At 50.1% G+C, this 24,042-nt stretch carries 18 protein-coding genes; 12 read left to right on the top strand and 6 right to left on the bottom strand.

What is annotated here, in order from left to right:
- Positions 1 to 97 precede the first annotated feature (97 nt).
- The 5 genes from A9B99_RS21655 to entH are packed head-to-tail and all read left to right on the top strand — an operon-like array spanning position 98 to position 4,921.
- Positions 98 to 1,264, top strand: a complete 1,167-nt coding sequence (locus tag A9B99_RS21655) for an isochorismate synthase (RefSeq protein WP_064601171.1) — start codon at positions 98 to 100, stop codon at positions 1,262 to 1,264.
- Between the two features lie 17 nt (positions 1,265 to 1,281).
- Positions 1,282 to 2,892: a (2,3-dihydroxybenzoyl)adenylate synthase gene (locus A9B99_RS21650; RefSeq protein WP_064601170.1), complete on the top strand. Its 1,611-nt coding sequence runs from the start codon at positions 1,282 to 1,284 to the stop codon at positions 2,890 to 2,892.
- 11 nt (positions 2,893 to 2,903) lie between these two features.
- Positions 2,904 to 3,758, top strand: a complete 855-nt coding sequence (locus tag A9B99_RS21645; RefSeq protein ID WP_064601169.1) for an isochorismatase family protein — start codon at positions 2,904 to 2,906, stop codon at positions 3,756 to 3,758.
- The gene (gene entA, locus A9B99_RS21640) at positions 3,755 to 4,507 is read left to right on the top strand and encodes a 2,3-dihydro-2,3-dihydroxybenzoate dehydrogenase EntA (RefSeq protein ID WP_064601168.1); all 753 of its coding nucleotides are present in this window, start codon (positions 3,755 to 3,757) and stop codon (positions 4,505 to 4,507) included. Before A9B99_RS21645 ends, entA begins: the two co-directional genes overlap by 4 nt.
- Before the next feature lie 3 nt (positions 4,508 to 4,510).
- Entirely contained in the window at positions 4,511 to 4,921 is a 411-nt protein-coding gene (entH, locus tag A9B99_RS21635; protein WP_064601167.1) for a proofreading thioesterase EntH, read from the top strand.
- 130 nt (positions 4,922 to 5,051) lie between these two features.
- On the opposite strand, the gene yncE is transcribed toward entH, so the two are convergent.
- Both yncE and A9B99_RS21625 read right to left on the bottom strand, forming a co-directional pair.
- Positions 5,052 to 6,137 (bottom strand): 7-bladed beta-propeller protein YncE, encoded by a 1,086-nt coding sequence (gene yncE, locus A9B99_RS21630; RefSeq protein WP_064601166.1) that lies wholly within the window; start codon positions 6,135 to 6,137, stop codon positions 5,052 to 5,054.
- Positions 6,138 to 6,324: 187 nt separating this feature from the next.
- Positions 6,325 to 7,260 (bottom strand): LysR family transcriptional regulator, encoded by a 936-nt coding sequence (locus A9B99_RS21625; protein WP_064601165.1) that lies wholly within the window; start codon positions 7,258 to 7,260, stop codon positions 6,325 to 6,327.
- Positions 7,261 to 7,413: 153 nt separating this feature from the next.
- Here A9B99_RS21625 and A9B99_RS21620 point away from each other — a divergent pair, with 153 nt between their 5' ends.
- The 4 genes from A9B99_RS21620 (at position 7,414) to A9B99_RS21605 (ending at position 14,673) form a co-directional block, all read left to right on the top strand.
- Positions 7,414 to 8,415 (top strand): zinc-binding alcohol dehydrogenase family protein, encoded by a 1,002-nt coding sequence (locus tag A9B99_RS21620; protein WP_064601164.1) that lies wholly within the window; start codon positions 7,414 to 7,416, stop codon positions 8,413 to 8,415.
- A gap of 640 nt (positions 8,416 to 9,055) precedes the next feature.
- Complete coding sequence (locus A9B99_RS21615; RefSeq protein ID WP_064601163.1) at positions 9,056 to 10,177, top strand: efflux RND transporter periplasmic adaptor subunit; 1,122 nt, start codon at positions 9,056 to 9,058, stop codon at positions 10,175 to 10,177.
- Positions 10,177 to 13,284, top strand: coding sequence for an efflux RND transporter permease subunit (locus A9B99_RS21610; RefSeq protein WP_064601162.1), 3,108 nt, complete (start codon positions 10,177 to 10,179; stop codon positions 13,282 to 13,284). Before A9B99_RS21615 ends, A9B99_RS21610 begins: the two co-directional genes overlap by 1 nt.
- 3 nt (positions 13,285 to 13,287) lie before the next feature.
- Positions 13,288 to 14,673, top strand: coding sequence for an efflux transporter outer membrane subunit (locus A9B99_RS21605; RefSeq protein WP_064601161.1), 1,386 nt, complete (start codon positions 13,288 to 13,290; stop codon positions 14,671 to 14,673).
- 88 nt (positions 14,674 to 14,761) lie between these two features.
- On the opposite strand, the gene A9B99_RS21600 is transcribed toward A9B99_RS21605, so the two are convergent.
- Positions 14,762 to 15,244: a pyridoxamine 5'-phosphate oxidase family protein gene (locus tag A9B99_RS21600; RefSeq protein WP_064601160.1), complete on the bottom strand. Its 483-nt coding sequence runs from the start codon at positions 15,242 to 15,244 to the stop codon at positions 14,762 to 14,764.
- A gap of 286 nt (positions 15,245 to 15,530) precedes the next feature.
- On the opposite strand from A9B99_RS21600, the gene A9B99_RS21595 reads away from it, so the two are divergent.
- Together A9B99_RS21595 and A9B99_RS21590 are read left to right on the top strand one after the other, a co-directional pair.
- On the top strand, positions 15,531 to 16,706 hold the full coding sequence (locus A9B99_RS21595; RefSeq protein ID WP_064601158.1) for an acetyl-CoA C-acetyltransferase: 1,176 nt from the start codon (positions 15,531 to 15,533) through the stop codon (positions 16,704 to 16,706).
- A 646-nt stretch (positions 16,707 to 17,352) separates the two neighbouring features.
- Positions 17,353 to 18,036, top strand: coding sequence for a porin (locus A9B99_RS21590; protein WP_064601156.1), 684 nt, complete (start codon positions 17,353 to 17,355; stop codon positions 18,034 to 18,036).
- Positions 18,037 to 18,759: 723 nt separating this feature from the next.
- Here the strand turns inward: A9B99_RS21590 and A9B99_RS21585 are convergent.
- Positions 18,760 to 19,935, bottom strand: coding sequence for an oligogalacturonate lyase family protein (locus A9B99_RS21585; RefSeq protein ID WP_064601154.1), 1,176 nt, complete (start codon positions 19,933 to 19,935; stop codon positions 18,760 to 18,762).
- A gap of 540 nt (positions 19,936 to 20,475) precedes the next feature.
- Here A9B99_RS21585 and kduD point away from each other — a divergent pair.
- Positions 20,476 to 21,237: a 2-dehydro-3-deoxy-D-gluconate 5-dehydrogenase KduD gene (gene kduD, locus A9B99_RS21580; RefSeq protein WP_064601152.1), complete on the top strand. Its 762-nt coding sequence runs from the start codon at positions 20,476 to 20,478 to the stop codon at positions 21,235 to 21,237.
- A 247-nt stretch (positions 21,238 to 21,484) separates the two neighbouring features.
- On the opposite strand, the gene A9B99_RS21575 is transcribed toward kduD, so the two are convergent.
- Both A9B99_RS21575 and A9B99_RS21570 read right to left on the bottom strand, forming a co-directional pair.
- Complete coding sequence (locus A9B99_RS21575) at positions 21,485 to 22,615, bottom strand: oligogalacturonate lyase family protein (RefSeq protein WP_064601150.1); 1,131 nt, start codon at positions 22,613 to 22,615, stop codon at positions 21,485 to 21,487.
- Between the two features lie 135 nt (positions 22,616 to 22,750).
- A complete protein-coding gene (locus A9B99_RS21570) occupies positions 22,751 to 24,037 on the bottom strand; it encodes an ABC transporter substrate-binding protein (protein ID WP_064601148.1) in 1,287 nt (428 codons plus the stop codon).
- Positions 24,038 to 24,042: the final 5 nt, after the last annotated feature.

The raw sequence follows: 24,042 nt of genomic DNA, 5'->3' as shown, positions 1-24,042 counted from the left end.
GTTATTAAAATATTTATCATTTCGTTAATGGCCCGAAGATAATTCTGGTACAACGCAAAATCACAGCGGCCAGAACTATTGAGGATAAGTGACAGTGATGTTTCTGAGGGTGGGGATTCAGTCAATGACTGCAATACTGAGATCCGATAGCTTCTTTTTTATGTCGCCATTTCGCAGCCTGGTGACGCAGGGGTGTTTTTCCCGCATTACCACACCGCTGGCAGGTGGTGAGGATGCAGACAGCCCGTTTCAACAGGCGTTATCTGATGCGTTTGCTAAGGCGCATGATGCCGGGTTAACCCGGCCTGTTGTGGTTGGGGCGATTCCTTTCGATACGCGTAAGCCTTGCGCGTTATTTGTCCCTGAAACCTGGTCGGAATTCTCACGCGAAGCCTGGCTAAACCAGGTGAATAAGCCTGAAAAAAATCCCCTGACGGTGGTGCACCGAAAAGCTATTCCTGAACAGGCGACCTTTGAAGCAATGGTTGCCCGGGCGGTGGCATTAACCGCTACCCCGCAAGTGGACAAAATTGTTTTATCCCGGCTGATTGACATTACTGCGCAATCCCCACTGAACAGCATTGTGCTGCTCCGGCAACTGAGTGCGCAAAACCCGGGCAGTTTTAATTTCCATGTTCCACTGGCTGATGGGGGCGTTTTACTGGGGGCCAGCCCGGAATTACTGGTGCGTAAAGAGGGGGATGCGTTCGCTTCGCTACCCCTCGCGGGTTCTGCTCATCGCCACCATGATGCTGTGCTGGATAACGTTGCCGGGCAGCAACTGCTGGCTTCACAAAAAGACCAGTATGAACACGCGCTGGTGGTGCAGGCTATGAAAAGCGTCCTCGCGCCACACTGCCAACAGCTGGATATCCCCGCTTCGCCACAACTGATCTCAACTCCCACGTTGTGGCATCTGGCTTCTTCCATACATGGCATAGCCAACCAGGGTGACAATGTGTTGTCCCTTGCCAGCCGACTACACCCGACGCCAGCACTGAGTGGTTTCCCTCATGAGATTGCCACCTCATTGATACGCGAACTGGAACCATTCGACCGCGAACTGTTCGGTGGCATTGTTGGCTGGTGTGATGAACAGGGCAATGGCGAGTGGGCGGTTACCATTCGCTGTGCCGCGCTGAATGGTAACCAGGTGCGCTTGTTTGCTGGCGCAGGAATTGTACCGGCATCGTTGCCTGAAAAAGAGTGGCAGGAGACCGGCGTTAAGCTCTCCACCATGCTCAATGTGTTCGGGTTGAATTAATGAACAAGGACATACCAATGGCTATTCCTTTCACTCCCTGGCCAGATGAATTCGCCCGGCGTTACCGGGAAAAAGGGTACTGGCTGGACCGTCCCCTGACAGACATTATTGAAAACCAATGTGAAAACCCGTCTGTTGCGCTGGTTGATGGCGCACGGTCGTTCAGTTACACACAACTCGACCAGCTTTCCAGCAATCTGGCGGCCAGCCTGTTAGACCGTGGGGTTAAACCCGGTGACACTGCGCTGGTGCATCTGGGCAATAACGCGGAATTTTTTATTACCTTCTTCGCATTGCTGAAAATTGGCGTAGTGCCGGTTAATGCGTTGTTCAGTCATCAGCGTAATGAAGTGGATGCGTACGCGGTACAAATTTCGCCAACATTGTTGATTGCCGACCAGCAGCACAGCCTTTACCAGAATGCAGAAGCGGTGGACCATTTTGTTACCCGGCATGCTTCCATTCGCACAGTTTTACTGTTGGGGACGCAAGGCTCACAGAGCCTGACTGCGGCGATTGAACAACCGGCTGGTGGTACTGAACTGGTCCCCGGCCCGGCAGACCAGGTGGCGTTTTTTCAGTTATCCGGCGGCAGTACCGGCACACCTAAACTGATTCCCCGCACGCACAACGATTATTACTACAGCATTCGCCGCAGTAACGAAGTGTGTGGGTTCAGTGCACAAACCCGTTACCTGTGCGCGCTGCCTGCCGCCCATAACTATTCCATGAGTTCACCGGGAACACTGGGGGTCTTTCTGGCTGGCGGTTGTGTGGTACTGGCTTCAGACCCGGACGCCACTTTGTGCTTCCCCTTAATTGAACAGCACCAAATCAATGTCACAGCCCTGGTGCCACCGGCGGCCAGCTTGTGGTTGCAGGCTATTAGTGAGTGGGGCAGTAACCAGCAACTTGCATCACTGCGGTTATTACAGGTAGGGGGCGCGCGCCTGTCACCGGCCCTTGCGGCACGAATTCCGGCAGAAATGGGTTGCCAGTTACAGCAGGTGTTTGGCATGGCAGAAGGGCTGGTGAACTACACCCGGCTGGATGACTCACCAGAACGCATTATCCACACTCAGGGCAAACCTATGTGCCCCGATGACGAAGTCTGGGTGGCAGATGAAAACAATAACCCACTGCCAACAGGCCAGGTGGGGCGTCTGATGACCCGTGGGCCTTATACCTTCCGTGGGTATTTCAACAGCCCGGAACACAATGCCAGCGCATTCGACCAGAACGGTTTTTACTGCTCTGGCGACCTGATTGCGATTGATGAAGCGGGTTACATCACTGTTCAGGGGCGCGAGAAAGATCAGATAAACCGTGGTGGTGAGAAAATTGCGGCAGAAGAAATAGAAAACCTGCTGCAACGCCATGAATCTGTGGTGCATGCCGGGCTGGTCAGTATTGAAGACCCTTTGCTGGGGGAAAAGAGCTGCGCTTACCTGGTTACTTCTGCACCGTTACGCGCTGTGGATATTCGGCGTTTTCTGCGCAGCCTTGGCGTGGCGGATTACAAACTACCTGACCGGGTGGTGTGTGTGGACGCCCTGCCGCTGACGGCTGTGGGCAAAGTAGATAAAAAAGCGCTTCGCCGCTGGATGGCTGAACGCGACGCAACCTGAGGAGGAGTGAAATGGCGATTCCAAAATTAACGGCTTATACATTGCCTGAAGCCAGTGAGTTACCGGTCAGCAAAGTCAACTGGGAAGCGGACCCTGCCCGTGCAGCACTGCTGATTCACGATATGCAGGAGTATTTCTTGGGGTTCTGGGGGGAAAATAACGCCATGATTAACCAGGTGGTGAATAACATCGCTACCCTTCGCCAGCACTGCAAGCAGCAGGGGATCCCGGTTTATTACACTGCGCAGCCAAAAGACCAGCCAGCAGAAGACAGAGCTTTATTGAATGATATGTGGGGGCCTGGGCTGACCAAATCGCCGGAGCAACAGGCAGTGATGGCTGCACTCACACCAGATAAAGATGACACCGTCTTAGTGAAGTGGCGCTACAGCGCGTTTCATCGCTCACCGCTGGAACAGTTGCTCAAAGAAAGTGGTCGCGACCAACTGATTATTACTGGCGTGTATGCCCATATTGGCTGCATGACGACGGCCACGGATGCCTTTATGCGTGACATTCAGCCGTTTATGGTGGCTGATGCCCTGGCGGACTTCAGCCGTGAAAAACACCTGATGGCACTCAACTATGTGGCTGGCTGCGCCGGACAGGTGGTAATGACCCAGGATGTGGTGCCATTACCTGCCAGTAAAGGGCATCTGCGGGAGATTATTCGCCCACTGATTGATGAAGAAGATGAACCCATGGATGATGAAAATCTGGTGGATTTCGGCCTGGATTCCGTGCGGATGATGGCGCTGGCAGCACGCTGGCGTAAGGTTCACCCTGATATTGACTTCGTCATGCTGGCGAAAACCCCCACTATTGATGCCTGGTGGGCGTTGTTATCCCGCGAGGTTCGGGTATGACCCCTGGGTTTCAGGACAAAACCGTGTGGGTGACCGGCGCGGGCAAAGGTATTGGCTATGCGACGGCGCAGGCCTTTGCCGCCGCAGGTGCGAATGTCACCGGATTCGACCTCGCTTTCCCGCTGAATACCTACACCTTTTCAACTGTGATGATGGATGTGGCGGATGACCAGCAGGTAAGTGACGTTTGCAAGGGGCAACTGGCATCAATCCAGAGGCTGGATGTGCTGGTGAATGCCGCCGGCATTCTGACTATGGGCGCAACCGATGAACTCACCCCTGAAGCCTGGCATCGTACCTTTGCGGTTAACGTGGGCGGCGCGTTCAACCTGTTCCGCCATACCATGGCGCAGTTTCGCCACCAGAAAGGCGGGGCTGTCGTGACCGTTGCTTCAGATGCTGCACATACACCACGTATTGGTATGAGTGCTTATGGTGCTTCTAAAGCGGCGCTGAAAAGCCTGGCGCAAACTGTCGGGCTGGAACTGGCCCCATTTGGTGTACGCTGTAACCTGGTCTCACCCGGTTCAACGGATACCGACATGCAGCGCACATTATGGCTGAGCAATGATGCCGAACAGCAACGTATTCGCGGTTTCGCTGAGCAATTCAAGCTGGGGATACCTTTGGGGAAAATCGCCCGGCCTGAGGAGATCGCCAATACTGTGCTGTTTCTGGCCTCCGAACTCGCGAGCCACATCACATTGCAGGATATTGTGGTGGACGGTGGCTCAACTCTGGGGGCATAGCCTGTGTGGAAACGGCAACTGTCTCTTGAGGCACTGAATGCCACCAGTGCAGATACTCTGGTGGCGCAACTGGGTATTGTTTATACCGCATTAGGCGAAGATTACCTTGAGGCGGAAATGCCGGTAGACAGCCGGACATTTCAGCCTTTCGGTTTGCTGCACGGCGGGGCATCCGCTGCACTGGCAGAAACATTAGGCTCAATGGCCTGTTTTCTGACTACCCGGGAAGGGCAATGTGCGGTGGGTACTGAATTAAATGTCACTCATCACCGCCCGGTGGCTCAGGGCAAGGTTCGTGGGCGCTGTACGGTACTGCACCCTGGGCGGCAAAGCCAAAGTTGGGAAATCGTGGTGTTTGATGAACAAGGGCGGCGTTGCTGTACCTGCCGTCTGAGCACTGCGGTTCTGGGTTAATCTTTACTTCATTTCGTTAATTTGAACGGCTTATACGCCACTGTGTGAGCCGTTGTCACTGCAGTATGCTCTGTAGTTGGTGGGCATTGAATACAACAGGCAATACCCTGGCGGGCATTGCCTGTGCGAATTAATTCAGTGCGATGCGAACAATATCATCTGGAGCGGTTGCTGGTTTGGTGCGGGTTGCTTCCTGCTTAACCGTGACATACAGCGTATTACCCTCTGGTGAAACAGCCAGGCTGTTTGGATGAACCGGTAACTTAATGGTTTTGGTTACCGCCAGGGTTTTGCCATCGATAATGCTGACTGAGCCGTCTGTGCGGTGTGTGGCATAAATTTCGTCACGCTTCGCGTTAAACAGCACGGCTACAGACGTTGGTGTGGCGATATGGTTAACCACTTTATTGGTTTTCAGATCCACCACAAATAAGCCAGGTTGTTTGCCATCAGAAATAAAGGCGCGCTGGCCCTGGGTATCCAGACTGATATTCAGCAGCATATGGTCTTTGCCATCATCAACAATTTTATGGCGTTCCAGAACCTTGTTGTTGGTGGTGTCGATAATAATCAACTCGCCATCTGCGTTGGTGGTGTACAGGCGCCTGGTCTGGCTGTCCAGCGCCAGCCCGGTATTCAGTTTACCCAGGTGTGTAATGGTGTGTTTCAGTGTGAGGTTTTTGCCATCCACCACCCAGATTACACTGTCAGCGCGGCCAATACCGCCAACGTAAATGGTATTGGTTGCTTCATCAACTGCCAGTTCACGCGGCGCAGGTGGGCGGTTTTTTTCTGCACCCGGTTTTTTATCCTGCGCGGCGGCCTGTGGTACCAGGGCCAGAGTGCCGGCAACTTTACCTGTCGTGGCATCCACTGCCATCAGGGCACTGGTAAAGGTATCGCCGAAATACAGAGTATTGGTTTTACTGTTCAGCGCTGCACCAAAAGCTTTGTTCGGTGTATCAATAATATGAGTTGTATCCAGTGTGGCAGCGTTTAGCTGGTAAACAGCACCGCCAGGCTCGCCGCGCTGCTTGATTGTTGCTGCATATACCGCATTGTTATTTGGGTTATAAACAATTTCGTACTCCCCAAAACCAACAGGTTTGCGCAAAACAGTATCTGCGGCCAGGGTAGCAAATGCCATGCCGCCAAGCATTACCGCCAGCGCCAGGTGAGAGAAATGCCGTTTAAAAGATGAGTTCTGCAGATCCATGATTACACCCTTTTTTGAGATGAATTATTATTTGCTTATGTTAATGATAACTATTTCGATTATCATGTAACCATGTTGCAGAGTCAAACAGTTATCAGCACAAAATCGGGGGCTGGAATATTGGTGGTTGTGCCGTTGGATTTAATCCCACAGGCACACTTAACCCTGTGTTGTGTGGTGGTAAGTGTCAGTGTTGTTCACCAAAGCCGGTGTAATGATCCAGTGCTCTGGTAATCGCCGCCAGATGCTCTTCCAGATTACTGTGCAGGGTTCTGATTGCGGGGGAGAACTGTTTACGATGCGGGCAAATCAGGTTTAACGGCGCGGTTTCCCCTGCCTGGTCTGGCAGAACAACTTCGAGCCTGTTGTTCTGGACATCGTGGCAAACATCCAGCCATGATTTGTAGACGATACCCATCCCTTCAATTGCCCAGCGCCGGGCCACATCGGCATCATCACAAAGCAACCTGGCTGCCACTGGCAGTTCCTGCACTGCTCCGTTCACCGGAAATGACCACTTATCAACAAATGTGTTGTTGAGCGTAAATGCCAGACATGGGTGGTGAAGGATATCTTCCAGTGATTCAGGCCTGCCGTGTTCATCAAGGTATGCTGGTGACGCAACCAGTACCCGGCGATTCTCCGGGGCAAGCGGCAGAGCAACATAATCACGGTTGTTCAGTACACCATAGCGAATGGCAATATCCACCGGGTCACGGAAGATATCGCTGACGTGGTCGGATAGAAATAAACGCAGGCTGATACGCGGGTGGCTCCGGCAAAAATCAGTAATAACCGGAAGCAGCACATTACGCCCCACATCGGAGGGCATCGCTATTTTTAATTCTCCCTGGAAATCCTGCTCACTGGTACGCAGACTTTCAGCGCCAGCCTGCATTGCGCTGAGCATCTCCCGGGCAAAGGGCAAGTATTTCTCACCCTCAGCGGTCAGGCGCAGGCTGCGGGTGGAGCGGGCAAACAGGCGAGTGTCCAAATCCCTTTCCAGGCGGCGAATGGCTGCACTGACCTGAGCTGGCAACAGGCTGGCTTCGCGAGCCGCGGCGGAAAAACTGCCAAGCAGCGCTGAACGAATAAACAAATGAACATCTTCAAGACGAATCACAGGCGGCCTCTCACAACTGATTCGATTTACACTCCAGGAGTGAAAGTGTTGCTCATTTTAGCTAATTTTTCTGGTTATCTGCCAGGCGTAGACTGCGTTAACCAACTTTAATTGAGATGTTAATTGCCCTTTGCCACGAACAGGAGGTAGGTTGTGAAAGCGATTGTTTATAGCCAGCATGGTTTACCGATTACCGATGAACAGGCGTTATATGAAACAGAACTCCCCATGCCAGTGCCTGGTCCCCATGATCTGCGGGTAAAAATCCAGGCGATTGCGGTCAACCCGGTAGATATGAAAGTTCGCCAGAGTGCAGCCGTGGCTGAGCCGCGTATTCTTGGCTGGGATGCCGTTGGTATCGTTGATGCGGTGGGTGAAGCCGTAACCCTGTTTAAACCGGGTGATGAAGTATATTACGCAGGTGATATTACCCGCCCGGGGGCGTATGCCGAATATGGGCTGGTGGATGAATTTATCGCCGGGCACAAACCGGCTTCGCTGAGTGTGGCAGATGCTGCAGCATTACCTTTAACATCACTTACAGCATGGGAACTGTTGTTTGACAGACTTAATGCGGCAAAAGATGAACACGCAGCGTTGTTGATTATTGGCGCAGCCGGTGGTGTGGGCACCATGCTGACCCAACTGGCAAGAAAGCTGACCAACCTGACGGTGATTGGTACAGCTTCCCGCCCGGAAACAGTGGAGTGGGTAAAAAGTTTTGGCGCACATCATGTTATCGACCACCGCCGACCATTGCGTGAAGGCTTACAGCAAGCCGGGATTGAGTCTGTGCGCTATGTCGCAAGCCTCACCCACACAGAGCAGCATTTTGCTGATAGCGTTGATGTGCTGGCGCCACAGGGGCGTTTCGGGGTAATTGATGACCCGGCCACTCTTGATGTTATGCCGTTAAAAAAGAAAGCAATTTCTTTGCACTGGGAGCTCATGTTCACACGTTCCATGTTTGCCACACCAGACCGTATTCGCCAGCATGAAATCCTTGACCATGTCAGCCACCTTATTGATGCCGGAACACTGAAAACAACGGTGGGCGAACATTACGGGGTGATGAGTGCGGCAAACTTACGCCGGGCGCATGCCATGCTGGAAAGTGGCCGGGCAAAAGGCAAAATTGTGCTGTCCGGGTTTTGAAAACTGCTAATGCCATTTGCTTATTTTTCCTGCCGTCCCTCTTACCCGGTATTGCGCCGGGTAAGGCTTGTTGACTGTTACTGATACGTATACCTTAACCCATCTCTCAGGCACTGAAATGTCTCTTTTCGTTTGTTAACACCCCCTGTAACGGCAATATGGCAGAAAGTATGAAGTTAAATGCGAGATATTCTGAAGTCTCTGTCAGTAAAAAGTACCGGAACGTGACATTTTATGAATTGGCACAAATAGCTACAAAATGAGAATGAAAATTCTCATAATTAGCAGCATCGTGAAAATAAATAAGATGAGAATAGTCTTGGTGATGGCGTTATTGCTGGCTATCCCTGAAAACCAAAGCAGGTAATTATTTCGTAAGTAGCTATTTGTTGATCTACAGGTAGTTTTTCCTGGCTGCGGGTACGCAGTTGTCACGACAAAGACGCACTCTACGTAATGGCTATTTTATAACAGCGGGGAAAACCCCTTTGCTGAATAATATTTCTTCCCTGAACGGGATTTTCTCTGCTGGTATTGTGCCAGCAGAGCTGGCGAAGGCCGGTTTAATGATTTGATTTATCTGATTTTCAATAGGGTTCCTTTTTGCTGTTTGCGCCTTTGGGTGTGAGTTAGAGGAATTATGAAAATTCGTGGTATTTACCTTTTATCCGTATGTTTATTGTTCGGATGTGATAACAAGGATAACGCCAGTAGACCCTCCACAGTAACCGAAGTGGGAGTGGTCACTTTACAACAACAGCCTTACACCCTGAAAAGCGAACTGACCGGGCGGACTACCGCGACGCTTAGTGCCGAAGTGCGCCCTCAGGTTGGCGGCATTATTGAGAAAAGATTGTTTACCGAAGGCCAGGACGTCAAAGCCGGGCAGGCGTTATACCAGATAGACCCGTCCAGCTATCGTGCGGCTTATGATGAAGCTATTGCGGCGCAAAAAACAGCACAGGCGCAAATGATGGGCGATTGCCAAAAAGCACGCCGTTATTCGCAACTGGTGAAAGTTGACGGGGTATCAAAGCAGGATGCAGATGACGCAGTGGCAACCTGTGGTGTGGATAAAGCAACGCTTGAAGAGAAAAAAGCAGCGGCAGAAGCGGCTCGCATTGACCTGAACTGGACAACAGTCACTGCGCCAATTAGCGGGCGAATTGGTATTTCGTCGGTTACACCCGGCGCACTGGTCAGTGCTTCTCAGACCACCGCACTGACTACGATTTACAGCCTTGACAAGATGTATGTTGATCTGACGCGCTCCAGTGCGGATTTGCTACGCCTGCGTAAAGAGGCGCTGGCGCAAAACAGCAATACGTTTGACGTGACACTTACTTTGGAAGATGGCAGCACTTATCCGCTGAAAGGGCACCTTGAACTTACTGAAGTGGCAGTGGATACCTCGACTGGCTCAGTTACGCTGCGTGCAGTCTTCCCTAACCCTCAGCATATTTTACTCCCCGGCATGTTTGTGCGCGCAAGTATTGATGAAGGTGTTGTTGAGAATGCCATTCTCGCACCGCAAAAAGGGATTGGCCGTGATCCGAAAGGTGAAGCCACAGCCTATGTAGTCGATGCCAATAACAAAGTGGAATTGCGTACGCTTAAAACTGGCGAGGCTGATGGTACCAACTGGGTGGTGTTGAGTGGACTGAAATCAGGTGACCGGATTGTGGTGGAAGGCAGTGATAAAGTGACATCGGGCCAAACCGTCAAACCAGTTGAAGTGAAACTGAGCGGAGAGGCGAACTGATGTTTTCACGTTTCTTTGTTAATCGCCCGGTATTTGCCTGGGTGATAGCCATCTTAATTATGATGGCAGGCGCCATTGCCATTCGGACATTACCGGTTGCGCAATATCCGGATGTTGCGCCTCCTTCCGTGCAAATTAAAGCCACCTATACCGGAGCATCTGCCGATACACTGGAAAACAGTGTTACCAAAGTTATTGAGCAGCAACTGACCGGGCTGGATAACCTGCTCTATTTTTCATCCACCAGTAGTTCCGATGGTAGTGTGAAAATTACCGTGACCTTTGCTCAGGGAACGAATCCGGATACAGCACAGGTGCAGGTACAAAATAAAGTACAACAGGCTGAGTCGCGCTTGCCAACGGAAGTCCAGGAACAAGGGATAACCGTAACCAAGACCCAAAGTGACTTCCTGATGATTGCTGCGGTCTATGATAAAACCGACAAAGCCAGTAGCTCTGATGTTTCGGACTGGCTGGTCAGCAACCTGCAGGACCCGTTGTCACGGCTTAATGGTGTCGGGAGTGTGCAGGTATTCGGTGCGGAATATGCTATGCGTATTTGGCTGGATCCGGCAAAACTGGCTGCTTACTCATTGATGCCGTCCGATGTCGAAACGGCAATTAAAGCGCAGAACGTTCAGGTTACTGCCGGGAAAATCGGCAGCATGCCTTCTGCAGACAGCCAGCAATTTACCGCGACTGTACGCGCCCAGTCTCGTCTGCAAACACCAGAGCAATTCCGCAATATTATTGTGAAAAGCGAGTCAGATGGCTCGGTGGTGCGAATAAAAGACATTGCCCGGGTGGAAATGGGCAGTGAAGATTATACTGCTCAGGCGCGGCTGAATGGCCACCCGGCCGCTGGTGTGGCAGTTATGCTGGCACCTGGCGCTAACGCACTGAATACCGCAGCGCTGGTGAAGGCCAAAATACAGGAATACCAGCGCAATATGCCGGAAGGTTATGCAGTTGCATACCCGAAAGACAGCACTGAGTTTATTCGCCTGTCCATTCATGATGTGGTGGAAACCCTGTTTGAAGCCATCATTCTGGTGGTTGCTGTTATGTACCTGTTTTTGCAAAACTTCCGCGCAACGCTGATTCCTGCGATCGCTGTGCCGGTAGTTTTGCTGGGTACCTTCGGTGTGCTGGCCATATTTGGTTACTCTATCAACACCCTGACTCTGTTTGGGATGGTGCTCGCCATCGGGTTGCTGGTGGATGATGCCATTGTTGTAGTGGAAAACGTCGAGCGAATAATGCGTGAGGAGGGGCTTTCGCCGAAAGCGGCAACAGAAAAATCCATGGGGGAAATTTCTGGTGCGCTGGTAGCGATTGCTCTGGTGTTGTCTGCCGTCTTCTTGCCTATGGCGTTTTTTGGCGGTGCGACTGGGGTTATTTACCGCCAGTTTTCTGTCACTATTATTTCTGCCATGGTGCTTTCGGTAGTGGTTGCGTTGACGCTGACACCGGCGCTATGCGGCAGTATCCTGCAACACAGCCGCCCGCATTCGAAAGGCTTCTTTGCCGGTTTTAACCGCTTTTACCAGTCAACTGAAGGTAAATACCGCCACCGCGTACTGGGTGTGTTGCGTAAACCCCTGCGCCTGGCCGTGGTGTATGTCGTGCTGGCAGGCGCGATGGGCTTTCTGTTGCTGCATCTTCCGGGCGGTTTTTTACCCGTTGAAGACCAGGGGCAGGTGATGGTGCAGTATACATTGCCTTCAGGGGCCAGCGCGCACCGTACTGACCAGGTTAACAAAGCAGTGAGCGACTGGTTTTTACACCAGGAAAGGGCCAATACCGATGTTATCTTCACCATTACCGGGTTTAGTTTTGCTGGTAGCGGTGAGAACACGGGTATGGCCTTTGTGGCATTAAAAAACTGGGACCAGCGTAAAGGCGCAGAAAACACTTCCAGCAGCATTGCTCTGCGAGCGATGCATGATCTCTCCAGACTGCGTGATGCGCATGTCTTTGCGATGGTGCCTCCGTCTGTCTCCGGGATGGGGCAAAGTAGTGGTTTTACCTTTGAACTGATGGCATCTGGTAGTACCGACCGCACTGAACTGGCGAAACTGCGCGATACGCTTATCAGTGAAGCGAATAAGAGCCCTGAATTGTCCTCTGTACGCGCTAATGAGTTGCCGGATATGCCTCAGTTGCAGGTTGATATCGACAACAATAAAGCAGTTGCTCTGGGGCTGACACTCAGTGATGTGACAGATACATTGTCCAGCGCCTGGGGCGGTACCTACGTAAACGACTTTATTGACCGTGGACGCGTCAAAGAAGTGTATATCGAAGGGGATAAACAGTTCCGCTCCAAACCGTCTGACCTCAACAAATGGTATGTACGCAACAGCAGTGACACCATGACGCCGTTTTCAGCCTTCGCTACCACTCACTGGACTTACGGGCCGGAAGCTCTGGTGCGTTATAACGGTAATGCTGCGTATGAAATCCAGGGGGATAACAGCCCCGGTTACAGTTCTGGTGCAGCAATGGACAAAATAGCCGAGCTGGCGAATAAATTGCCGAAAGGGTCCACCTGGGCATGGAGTGGGTTGTCATTACAGCAACAAATGGCTGGTGGGCAGGCAACCAGTTTGTATGCCATTTCTATTCTGGTGGTGTTCCTGTGTCTGGCGGCATTGTACGAGAGCTGGTCTGTGCCATTTTCTGTCATCCTGGTGATTCCATTGGGAGTACTGGGTGCCACTCTGGCAGCAACGCTGCGTGGCCTGGATAACGATGTCTACTTCCAGGTAGGGCTGCTGACGACCATCGGGCTGTCATCGAAAAACGCCATTTTGATAGTGGAGTTTGCTGAAGCCGGAGTGAAACGAGGAATGTCATTGAGTGCAGCAGCTATTCAGGCAGCCCGCACCCGTTTACGCCCGATTATGATGACGTCACTGGCCTTTATTGCCGGGGTCTTCCCGCTGGCGATAGCAACCGGTGCCGGGGCGAACAGCCGTATTGCAATCGGAACCGGTATTATTGGCGGAACACTGACCGCAACGTTACTGGCTATCTTCTTTGTGCCTTTGTTCTTTGTGCTGGTGAAACACTTGTTTGCCAGCCGCCGTTCCGTTCAGGAGTAACCCATGTTACCGCGAATTACCGTTATCGCTTTATCGTTGTTGTTAGCCGGGTGTATTTCACTGGACCCGAAATATCAACGCCCGGCATCTGCGGTGCCCGGCACCTGGCCGGGAGCCAGCCAGCATGGCGCAGCACCAGTGGTGTTGAAAGACTGGCAGCATATTGTGAATGACCCGCGGCTGAAACAGGTGGTGGAACGTGCCCTTGCCAGCAACCGCGATTTACAGAAGGCCATTACCGATATCGACGCTGCTCGTGCTCTGTATGTTGAACAACGTGCGTCACTTTTCCCTTCACTGGATGCGGGGCTTGATGTGACCCGCAGCCGGACGACAAGTAATGGTGTGTCTACCAGCGCCAGTGCGGAAGGAACGGTTTCGAGCTTTGAACTGGATTTATTCGGTTATAACCAGAGCCTGAGCCGGGCGGAAAAAGAAACCTGGCTTGCCAGTAAATACACAGCGCAAGATACCCGGCTGACCTTGATCTCTGAAACCACAACGGCCTGGATTACTCTGGCAGCAGATAAGAGCAACCTGGCATTAGCGCAAAGCACCATGGACAGTGCGGCAAAATCACTGGCAATTACCCGCAAACAACATGACGTTGGCACGGCTGCGGCAACGGATGTTTCCGAAGCACAGGAAGTGTGGCAGGAAGCCCGTGCCAGCGTTGCCAGTTACAAAACACTGGTGATGCAGGATAAAAATGCACTGGATTTGTTGGTTGGTGAACCGGTACCGGACACGCTATTGCCTGATGAGCTGAGTAAGCTTGCCAACAACAGCATTGAACTGGTGCCTGCAGGCGTCTCTTCAACGGTCCTGTTACGCCGCCCGGATGTGCAGGAGGCCGAACATAACCTGCTGAGCGCCAACGCCGATATTGGTGCCGCCAGAGCCAATTTTTTCCCCACTATTTCGCTGACATCCAGTGCTGGTGTGGGCAGTGACAGCCTGTCCGGGTTGTTCAACCATGGGCTGAAAGTGTGGAGTTTTGCGCCATCGATTAGTCTGCCTGTTTTCAGTGGAGGCAAGAACCTGGCTCAATTGCACTACGCTGAGGCTGAGAAAAAAGGTCTGGTGGCGACTTACCAGAAAACGATTCAGAGTGCATTCAAAGATGTGGCGGACGCGCTGGCGCGCCGTGAAACCCTGGATGAACAAATGGATGCCCAGCGTGGCTATGTGGCTGCGGCACAGAAAACGCTGGAACTGGCGCAAAAAAGTTACCAAATAGGTAGCGGTGACTACCTCACCGTACTGACAGCGCAACGGACATTATGGTCCGCTCAGGAATCGTTAATTGCACTGCAACAAACCGATTTTGAAAACCGTATTACGCTGTGGGAATCTTTGGGAGGTGGGTTGAATAATAATGCACACTAAATTTTGACCACAGTATTTTTGACACTGTGCCACCCGGTTTTTGACCGGGTGGTTGCCACTTCGTATTGAGTTTCTTAGTGAAATTTAGCTATTTACCATAAAGCAATCGGTTCACACTGTAAGACTCCAGTGTCTGACGGATATGCGCTTCTTCATTACGCTCTGGCAAGGTAAAGTAGCTGGGAGCGAGGATACGGGAAACCGATTCAATCGTCACAACGATAAGATTTTGTACTGTGAACTCACCTTTGATGCGTGCCAGAACATCGCGCCCCACTGCAGGAAAGCGTGAATCAGCTGACGGTATAATGCTGGCATTTCCGGTAATTTTGAACCCTCTCTGGCGAAACACATCAATAAAACTCAGGCACACCTTGTTCTGCTGACGGATATTCTCAACAGAGCGGGCAGAGGCAATATCAGCAATCACAATTTGTTGCTTACCATCCCAGGAAAACATCTCTTTGGGTGAGACATTAGGGGCACCGCTGGCATCAACCGTTGCCAGCCAGCACAGTACCGCATTCGTCAGATCCTTACGAAAAGCCTGAATGTCCGTGAATTGCGTCATGATGTCCTCCTGAAACTGGCCTGTTTTTAGTGTCTTTTCTCAGAAAATCATCGGCCTGAATTGCACCGGAAAAAGCGAGCTGCTTCATAAAATGGAGGCGGTTACGCAGACATTACGGTTTTCTTTGACCAGAAATAAGATTTATGGTGCTCGGGTAGCATTGAAAGGACCAGGGAATGGGGTTGTTTGTAATCGTGATGTTGTTCACTTTTTACGTAGATTTTAAAAATAACCTGCAGTTGTTGCTTTACCATAAAACAGGATCTTACTTAGGGAGTGTTCAGCTATGCGGGATGTTGTGATTACTGGTGCGGTTCGTACACCCATTGGCAGTTACCAGGGGGCATTATCTCACCTCTCTGCTGTTGAACTGGGGAGCCTGGTTGTCAAGGCATTGCTGGCACGCAGTGGTGTTTCTGCCGGGCAGGTGGATGAAGTGATTATGGGGCAGGTACTCACCGCCGGAGCCGGGCAAAATCCTGCCCGGCAAACAGCCCTGAAAAGTGGCCTGCCCTGTACTGTTTCTGCCATTACTATCAATGATGTTTGTGGTTCGGGCCTGAAGGCATTACACCTCGCAACCCAGGCGATTCAGTGTGGTGAAGCGGACGTCGTGATAGCGGGGGGACAGGAAAATATGAGCCGGGCACCTCAGCTACTTCTGGAAGGATCAGCAGCAGGTGGTCTGGATAATGGTCAGGTGGTGGAGAGCCTGGTTCATGACGGGCTGTGGGATGCTTTTAATGATTATCATATAGGTGTTACAGCAGAAAACCTGGCGCGTGAGTTTGGTATCAGCCGCCAGGAGCAGGATAACTGGGCTTTGGCTTCGTATCAAAAAGCATTATCAGCAATTCATGGTGGGCGCTTTCGCGACGAAATAGTACCAGTCAGTTCTGCGCCAGGCAGCACAATGCCGCTGGTCGAGAGTGATGAACAACCGTTGCGCCAGTCCAGTGCTGAGCTGCTGGCAGCACTTTCACCCGCTTTTGATGTGCGGGGCAGCGTGACTGCAGGGAATGCATCGTCAATTAATGATGGAGCCGCTGCTGTTATGATGATGAGTGCTGAATGTGCACAGCAATCAGGTGTACCTGTTTTGGCTCGCATCAAGGCGTTTGCCAGCGTCGGGGTGGACCCGGCATTTATGGGAATCGCTCCCGTTCATGCTACCCGGCGTTGCCTTGAGAGGGCTGGTTGGGCACTGGAGGAACTTGATCTCATTGAAGCCAACGAAGCGTTTGCTGCACAAATGATCTCGGTCAGCCGCCACCTGGAGTGGGACACCCGTAAGGTGAATGTCAATGGTGGGGCTTTGGCTCTGGGGCACCCGATTGGCGCGTCTGGCTGCCGCATTCTGGTTTCTCTGCTGCATGAAATGAAGAAACGTGAAGCGCGTAAAGGGCTGGCTACCTTGTGTATTGGCGGGGGGCAGGGGGTTGCACTTGCAGTAGAACGCTAAGGCTCTGGCAGTCGTTGCCAGTTATTTCTCGATGGCACAGCACACTGATAACGTCTGTTTTTTCGCTTAATTAGCGTGTTCACAGCAATTGCACTACCTGTATCACGCTACGTAATATTTCATACTTCACACGTTTTTTTCATACTTCATACTTTTATTTTTCCATTCCACACTCCTGGAGTGAAAACCACAACGCTTTCATTATTATTCCTTTTTGACAAAACACGGGTTGTTGTCGCTTCATCGTATGTGGTAGCAATTCGACATCACACTATTGCATGACAGATTTACCAGATATTAGCTTTTAAACCTGCCATGCATTGCTTCTCTTTGTATCTTTCCCGCCTTATATGAAAACCTGAAAATTAGCCAGCTAAGTATTTTTAATTGTACTAAAAAAGTGCGATAACGATCCGTATTTTTTAATTGAAATATTATTTCATTTATGCATTTAAGGTTGTTTGTTGCGATTTTTAGAGGGGGTTTGTTTGTTTTTTGAGTAGAAATTATGACTCATGTCACGAATGGGATATTGGTTCAATTTACTGGTCATTAATTCTGATGCGGATCACTAAAATAGTATTTATTTAAAAATAAAATCACATTCCATAAAAATGAAACAGTTTTTCAATAGTGGGGATATAACATGTTAAGAAAAACTCTGGGTTTGGTCGTATTATGTGGGGCAAGTTTTGCGGCTTCTGCGGTAACGGTAGATATGCGTCATGAATACCGTGATGATGGCCGTAATGCGGACCGCGTTTCTGTTTCTCACCGCTTTGCGAATGGTTTTGGGTTTAGTGTTGAAGCCAAATGGAAATCAGGTGGTACCAATCAGGACCAGCCTTTTACCGATATCATTGCTAATGGTCATGAAGAGCAAATCAGCTGGCGCTGGCGTGCAAATAAGAACTTTGCGCTGACACCTGGTATGAACCTTGACAGTAATGACAGCAAATCAACCTATAAGCCTTTCCTGCACGCACAATATAGCTTTGATAATGGGGTGTATGTTGCTGCGCGTTATCGCTTTGAATATACGCGTTATCCGGATAATGCCAATAAAGATGATGATAAGGTAAACCGTGGTGATGTCTGGGTGGGGTATGTTCTGGGTGACTGGCGTGCCGAGCTGAACTATCTGTATGCACGCAGTGAGCATAATATTCGCTCTAATAACAATAAATACTCTGAAGAATACAACCTGAAAGTCGCGTATAAACTGGACAAAAACTGGGCGCCATATGCTGAGTTGGGCAACATTTCCGGTAGCTCGAAAACGGATGAACGCCAGACTCGCTACCGCGTAGGGGTTGCATATTCCTTCTGATAACAGGCAGCAGGTAATAAATTATCTGCTGCTATATTCTCTTTTTGAAATGCATAATGCGCCATGAAATACAGGTGGTGCTATTATGCATGAAATAAACATTTCCTTTGTTGGAAATGCCAGGTTGCGTTATTACCCTTTTTCCTGATAGGTACGCATTTTAAATCTATTGACTGTCATGCCGGTATTACTAATAAACTTGTAATGCAGACTGAGGATACAGAGCATCTGACTTTACTTTCTTGACGCCACATTGTAATACCGGGTATTCAGGTAAGCATTCCGCAGGGAGTGCTTTTTTTTGTAGTTTATTTAATGAAAACCTTTAAATGCATAAATAGTTAGCTGATGTTTTTGCTGAGTATGGCTGTGAGTTTGTGTGAGTATTTGTCTGTCTGTTTTCTTATGCTGACTTCTGACTTCTGACTTCTGCCCGTTCAACTGGTGGTGGATTGAATCCAACTTACCGCGGCTTGTGGGCCGCGAACATAAAAAAGCCCCCATAAATATGGGGGCAGAGTCTGATGACAAACCTCATGTCCGCACAGAACGAGAGGGTGTCACCCAATAAAAAAACAGGAAAATCAATTTATTGATTTTCGGCTGCTAACTAAAAAGAAGGAAAAACCACGCTTTTTCCTTCTTTTTCATCAATCTAAGCCCCCATAAATATGGGGGCAAGGGCAGTGCATATTTTAGAATACAACAGTTACACAGGCGTTATTACGCAGGTAAATACTCGCGTTGTTGCGGGAGTTTTGCGATATACAGTGCAGGTTTGCCATCTTTATCTGAGCTGAATAGCACGGCTTTGTCGTCTGGTGTAAAAGACGGGTGAGGGTGGGTAACCTGGCGGCTGTTCTCGAAGGTGTCCCAGGATGTATCATGGCGTGCAACACGGAAGCAGGCTTTTTTCGCTACATCGAACACATATAAATACGGATCATTTTCAATGGTGTAGCCGCTGGTATCTTTTACATCAACGGGGGTGCCTGAGCCATCACCCACCATCAGGGTACCATCAAAGTTACTCATCAGGTGAGAACATGCTGGCATCTGCATCAGTGCAACATTGGCACCGGTATCTGGGTCGTAGCTGAAAATTGTACGGCCCTGTTTGCCTTTCAGGTAGGAAACATAAACCAGTGCAGATCCATTTGGCACCCAAAATTCATGTGTGCAGCTTTCGCCTGGCGCATGTTCTTTGACTTTACGTACATTGCTGCCGTCTTCATTAACCATCCACATGCGGGCATCAACCAGGTCATGGGGGCCTTCATGGCAGAATGCCACGGTTTTATCGTTAAACGGGCGATAAATAGGGTGACCGAGCCAGTTCTTCTCTTCATGAATGACTGCGCTTTCGCCGCTTGTTAAATCAACGCGCAGCAGGCGGCAGTGTGGGCCTTTATGGAAGAAGTCATGGAAAATTTTCCAGTCATTCAGTGGTACCCAGTCACTTTGCGCGATTTCGATACCGACGAGTTTAGTACAGTCACTGTTGGCAACCCAGGTACCATAACCTACCCACTCTTCCGGCACACGGTAAACTTCACGCTCAGCCAGTGTGTCCAGGTTGACCTGCAACAGTGCCCGTTCATTTTTAACATAATAGAGGAATTGATCATCAGGTGACAGAAAGCCCCCAAAGGTGTTGTCGCCCGTACCTTCAGTTAACTGGGTAGCTACCGATTTGCCAATATCCAGTAAATAGTAATTCCAGTTACCGTCAAAAGCGCCAGCAAAGAGTAAGCGGTTGCCATCGTTGGTGAAGCATTTCTGGTAAAAATAGTTGCGGTGGCAAGTGACTTCAGGTGGTGTTAACCGGGTAATCTCTGCACCGGTATCGGGGTCAGTATACACCTCGTACTGAAGTTTAATCTGCATGCCCTTAGCCATAATTAACTCCTCAAAATTCCAGTTTTATACCCTTCAGTCATCAGGTTACCTGTTACATCAGCTTCATGTTGTAGCCGGAAAATCTGTGGGTATACCCATGTAACGGTCAAGTTCAAAAACAAGTTGGTAATTTATCAAAACATCGTTTCATTTTATGTGATTACTGGCGCAAATTGCCAGTGAAATAGCAGAATTGTTGCTGCCTGGCAGGGCGGCGTTACTTTCTGTGGTGTGTTATTCCTCTGTAGAACCTCATGCGCTGTACCTAACCGTGATCAGAATATCAAAAATGAAAATAACATGCTTAAAAATTGAAACAACGTTTCAATAAGAATTGAAATGGTATTTCAAGCCGTCTAAGATGAGCGTACAAACTAAACGGTGTTAAGGGAATACGGGTTTTCAGCTTCATCAGATAGCCGTTACCGCATGTGCCTGAAGCGAGCCGTTTAAGCTAATGCACTGTTTAACTGAACTATTCATATTTGATGTCGCGTGAAACGCCCGTTCGCAACATGCGCTCTAAAAGGAAACTTACTTATGATTCTGAATTCATTCTCTTTAGAAGGTAAAGTCGCTCTGGTTACCGGGTGTGATACCGGGCTTGGTCAGGGCATGGCGATTGGTCTGGCTGAAGCTGGCTGCGATATCGTTGGTATCAATATTGTTGAACCAACAGAAACTATCGCGCGTGTGGCTGCTCTGGGGCGTCGTTTCCTGAGTTTGACTGCGGATCTGCGCCAGATTGAAGGGATCCCGGCATTACTGGAGCGTGCTGTTGCTGAATTTGGCCATATCGATATTTTGGTCAACAACGCAGGTCTGATTCGCCGCCAGGACGCTATTGAATTTAGCGAAAAAGACTGGGATGACGTGATGAATCTGAACATCAAAACCGTCTTCTTTATGTCTCAGGCTGTTGCGAAACAATTTATTGCTCAGGGTAAAGGCGGCAAGATTATCAACATCGCTTCCATGCTCTCTTTCCAGGGCGGGATCCGCGTGCCGTCTTACACTGCATCCAAAAGCGGCGTTATGGGCATAACCCGTTTGATGGCGAACGAATGGGCCAAACACAATATCAACGTGAATGCTATCGCGCCGGGTTATATGGCAACCAACAATACCCAGCAGCTGCGTAGCGATGAACAGCGTAGCGCTGAAATCCTCGACCGCATCCCTGCCGGGCGTTGGGGCCAGCCAGGTGATCTGATGGGGCCGGTAGTATTCCTGGCATCTGAAGCGTCAGATTATATCAATGGTTATACCGTTGCTGTTGACGGTGGCTGGCTGGCACGTTAATTCGCTTTTCTACCTCTAAAAAGCCTCTGCCCGGGACACCGGGCAGAGGCTTTTTATTATCCATGAGCCACCGCCATAAGGAGGTGATCAGATTGATGAAAAAGAAGGAAAAAGCGTGGTTTTTCCTTCTTTTTAGTCAGCAGCCGAAAATCAATAAATTGATTTTCCTGGTTTTTTATTGGGTGATATCCTCTCGTTCTGTGCGGATATGAGGTTTGTCATCAGACTCATGGTAAGGTTAACGGTACTATACATGTGCCAGCCACAGCGCAGGCATTCCTTCAGCATCTGAAGTAAATAAAACCCACTGGTTATCCGGTGAAAACGACGGATGTGGGTGAGTGACCTGGCGGTTGCCTTCCAGCACTTTCCATGATGTATCATGGCGACAAATGGCCTTCTGGCTACCTTTATGCAGATCGAACACCCAGATAAACGGATCATTGAGCTCAGTGGCACCCGTTTTATGTGGTGAACCGTCTCCCACAACCCAGCGCCCGTCATGGCTGCTCATTAAATGGGAGCAGGGCGGGATAGTTCTCAGCCTGCGGTTCTCGAGGGTTTCAGGATCTGCGCTGCATAAATAGCGGTGGGCATCATCTTCATGGTGCGTGACATAATAGAGCGCACTTCCATCGGGCACCCAAAACTCATGAGTCATACTCTCACCGGGTTGCGGCTGGCACACTTTGCGTACCCTGTTTCCTTGTGGGTCAGTTAGCCACATACGGGCGCCGACCAGGTCGCGTGGTCCTTCATGGCAAAACGCTATTGTCTGGTTGTCATCTGGCCGCCAGATTGGGTGACCAAGCCAGTTTTTTTCCTGTAGCACCACATGGCGTTCACCAGAATGTAAATCGACCCGAATTAACCGGCATTCCGGGCGGGTGTACCAAAAGTCGCGGAATTTTTGCCAGTCGGTCAGTGGCCGCCAGTCCGACTTGCGGATTTCTATACCGACAAGCTGGCTGCAATCGCTGTTGGCAACCCAGGTACCGTAGCCAACCCAGTTGGCATCCACTTCGTAGACACACTGCTCTTCCCAGGTTTCAAGGCAGACTTTACGCAGTTCGCGTTTATTTTTGACGTACCATAAATGGCGGTCATCATGGGATAAAAAACCACCAAAAGTATTGTCGCCATTGCCTTCAGTCAGTTGGGTGGCAATTTCACGATTGAGATCCAGCAGATAGTAGTTCCAGTGGCCTTCGAATGCGCCGCCAAAGACAATTTTTTGCCCATCCCGGGTAAAACATTTTTGGTAAAAATAATTGCGATGACAAATAACATGCGGGGGCGTTAAGCGTACAACCTCGTGGCCTGTTTCACGGTCAATGCTGCGGCGAAACGAAAGATGCACTTTTCTTCCTTTAGCCATGTTATCTCCTTACAGGTAAAAAAATACCCTGCCCCATATGAGGCAGGGTAATTCGGTGTTCAGTTATCCGGACCACTGCCCGCAAATAAGGGTGGTGAGTGGATAGCCATTGGCAAACATCAACCCGACGTGTGATTAACGCATGGCCCGCCGCAAAATGCGGTCCGACTGGCGTTCAAAATCCGCCGCTGCTTCGGCTACTGTTTTTTGTCCATAATCGATGTACTGCAAAGTGGTGCCAAACTGCGCCACAATCTGCGGGTCATCGAAGTAAGGTGAGACAGAAAGTTTGGTTGGTAGTGATTGAGCCAGTTTCAGCCCGGCAACAGCCGGATCACTGTCTTTGATTGAACCATCTGCCGTGAGGATCTCTACTGCCGCATGGCTTAACGGAACACCGCGCTCCAGCCCCAGTGCTTCCACACCTTCTTTGCTGTTCAGCAGGAAGTTAATCAACATAGCCGCTTCTTTTGGATGCTGGCTGGATTTGCCAATTGAGAACATCTGAGCAGGTTTAAAGAACAGGCCTGCATCCGTTGCGCCTTCCAGCATGGGGTAACTCCCCAGAACCAGTTTGGCTGGTGGCTGGAGATTGTCGGAATATTTATTGATTGTGGAGTTCCACATATAAGTGCCACCCCATTCACCCTGGATCCACGGGCGCATTTCGTACATGTTGCTCTTGCCAAACGAAGCGTAGTACTTGGTGTCTGGCATCACATGGCTATCGATAAGTTTTTTATACATCTCAAAAAATTCTACCCACTGTGCTTTGGTGTAAGCGAATTTTTTGGTTTTCTCATCAATGGCGGCAATATTGTATTTTTGCACCATATAAGAGTTAAGCAGTGCCAGAACATCCTGGTGTTCCAGTACTACCGGGTAATATTGTTTACCCAGCCTGGTTTCAAATGTTTTCCCGGCAGCCATCAGCTCATCCCAGGTTTTCGGGAAGGTGATACCCGCTTTTTGCCAGGTCTGGTCATTAAAATAAAAGACGCGGGCTGTCACCGATGTCGGGATCCCGTTGAGCTTGCCGTTAACGGTGGTGGATTGCAGTTCTTTTGCCGAGAACTGGGACAAATCCAGTACATCTTTTTGTTGGTTGAGGTCATAAAAACCAGTGCCATCTTTAGAAAAAATAGGCAACCAGTTCCAGTTTGTTTGCATGACATCGGGCTCGGTGCGCCCGGCAATCTGAGTAGTCAGCCTGGATAAATGTCCGTCCCAGCCAGTGTATTCCGCTTTAACATTGATATCCGGGTGCAGCTTATGAAACTCGTCGAGTGCCTTAAGCGTTGCCTGATGTCGGCTGTTACCGCCCCACCAGGACATACGTAGATTCACCTGCTCAGCAAAAGCCTGGCCGGCGGTTATTGCCAGCGTTGTCGTAATCAGGGCACCCAATAACATTTTTTTCATTATCA

This window comes from Mangrovibacter phragmitis (assembly GCF_001655675.1).
GTDB lineage: Bacteria > Pseudomonadota > Gammaproteobacteria > Enterobacterales > Enterobacteriaceae > Mangrovibacter > Mangrovibacter phragmitis.
Note: the sequence above shows the minus strand (reverse complement) of the source record. Positions and strands in the feature narration are given on the sequence as shown.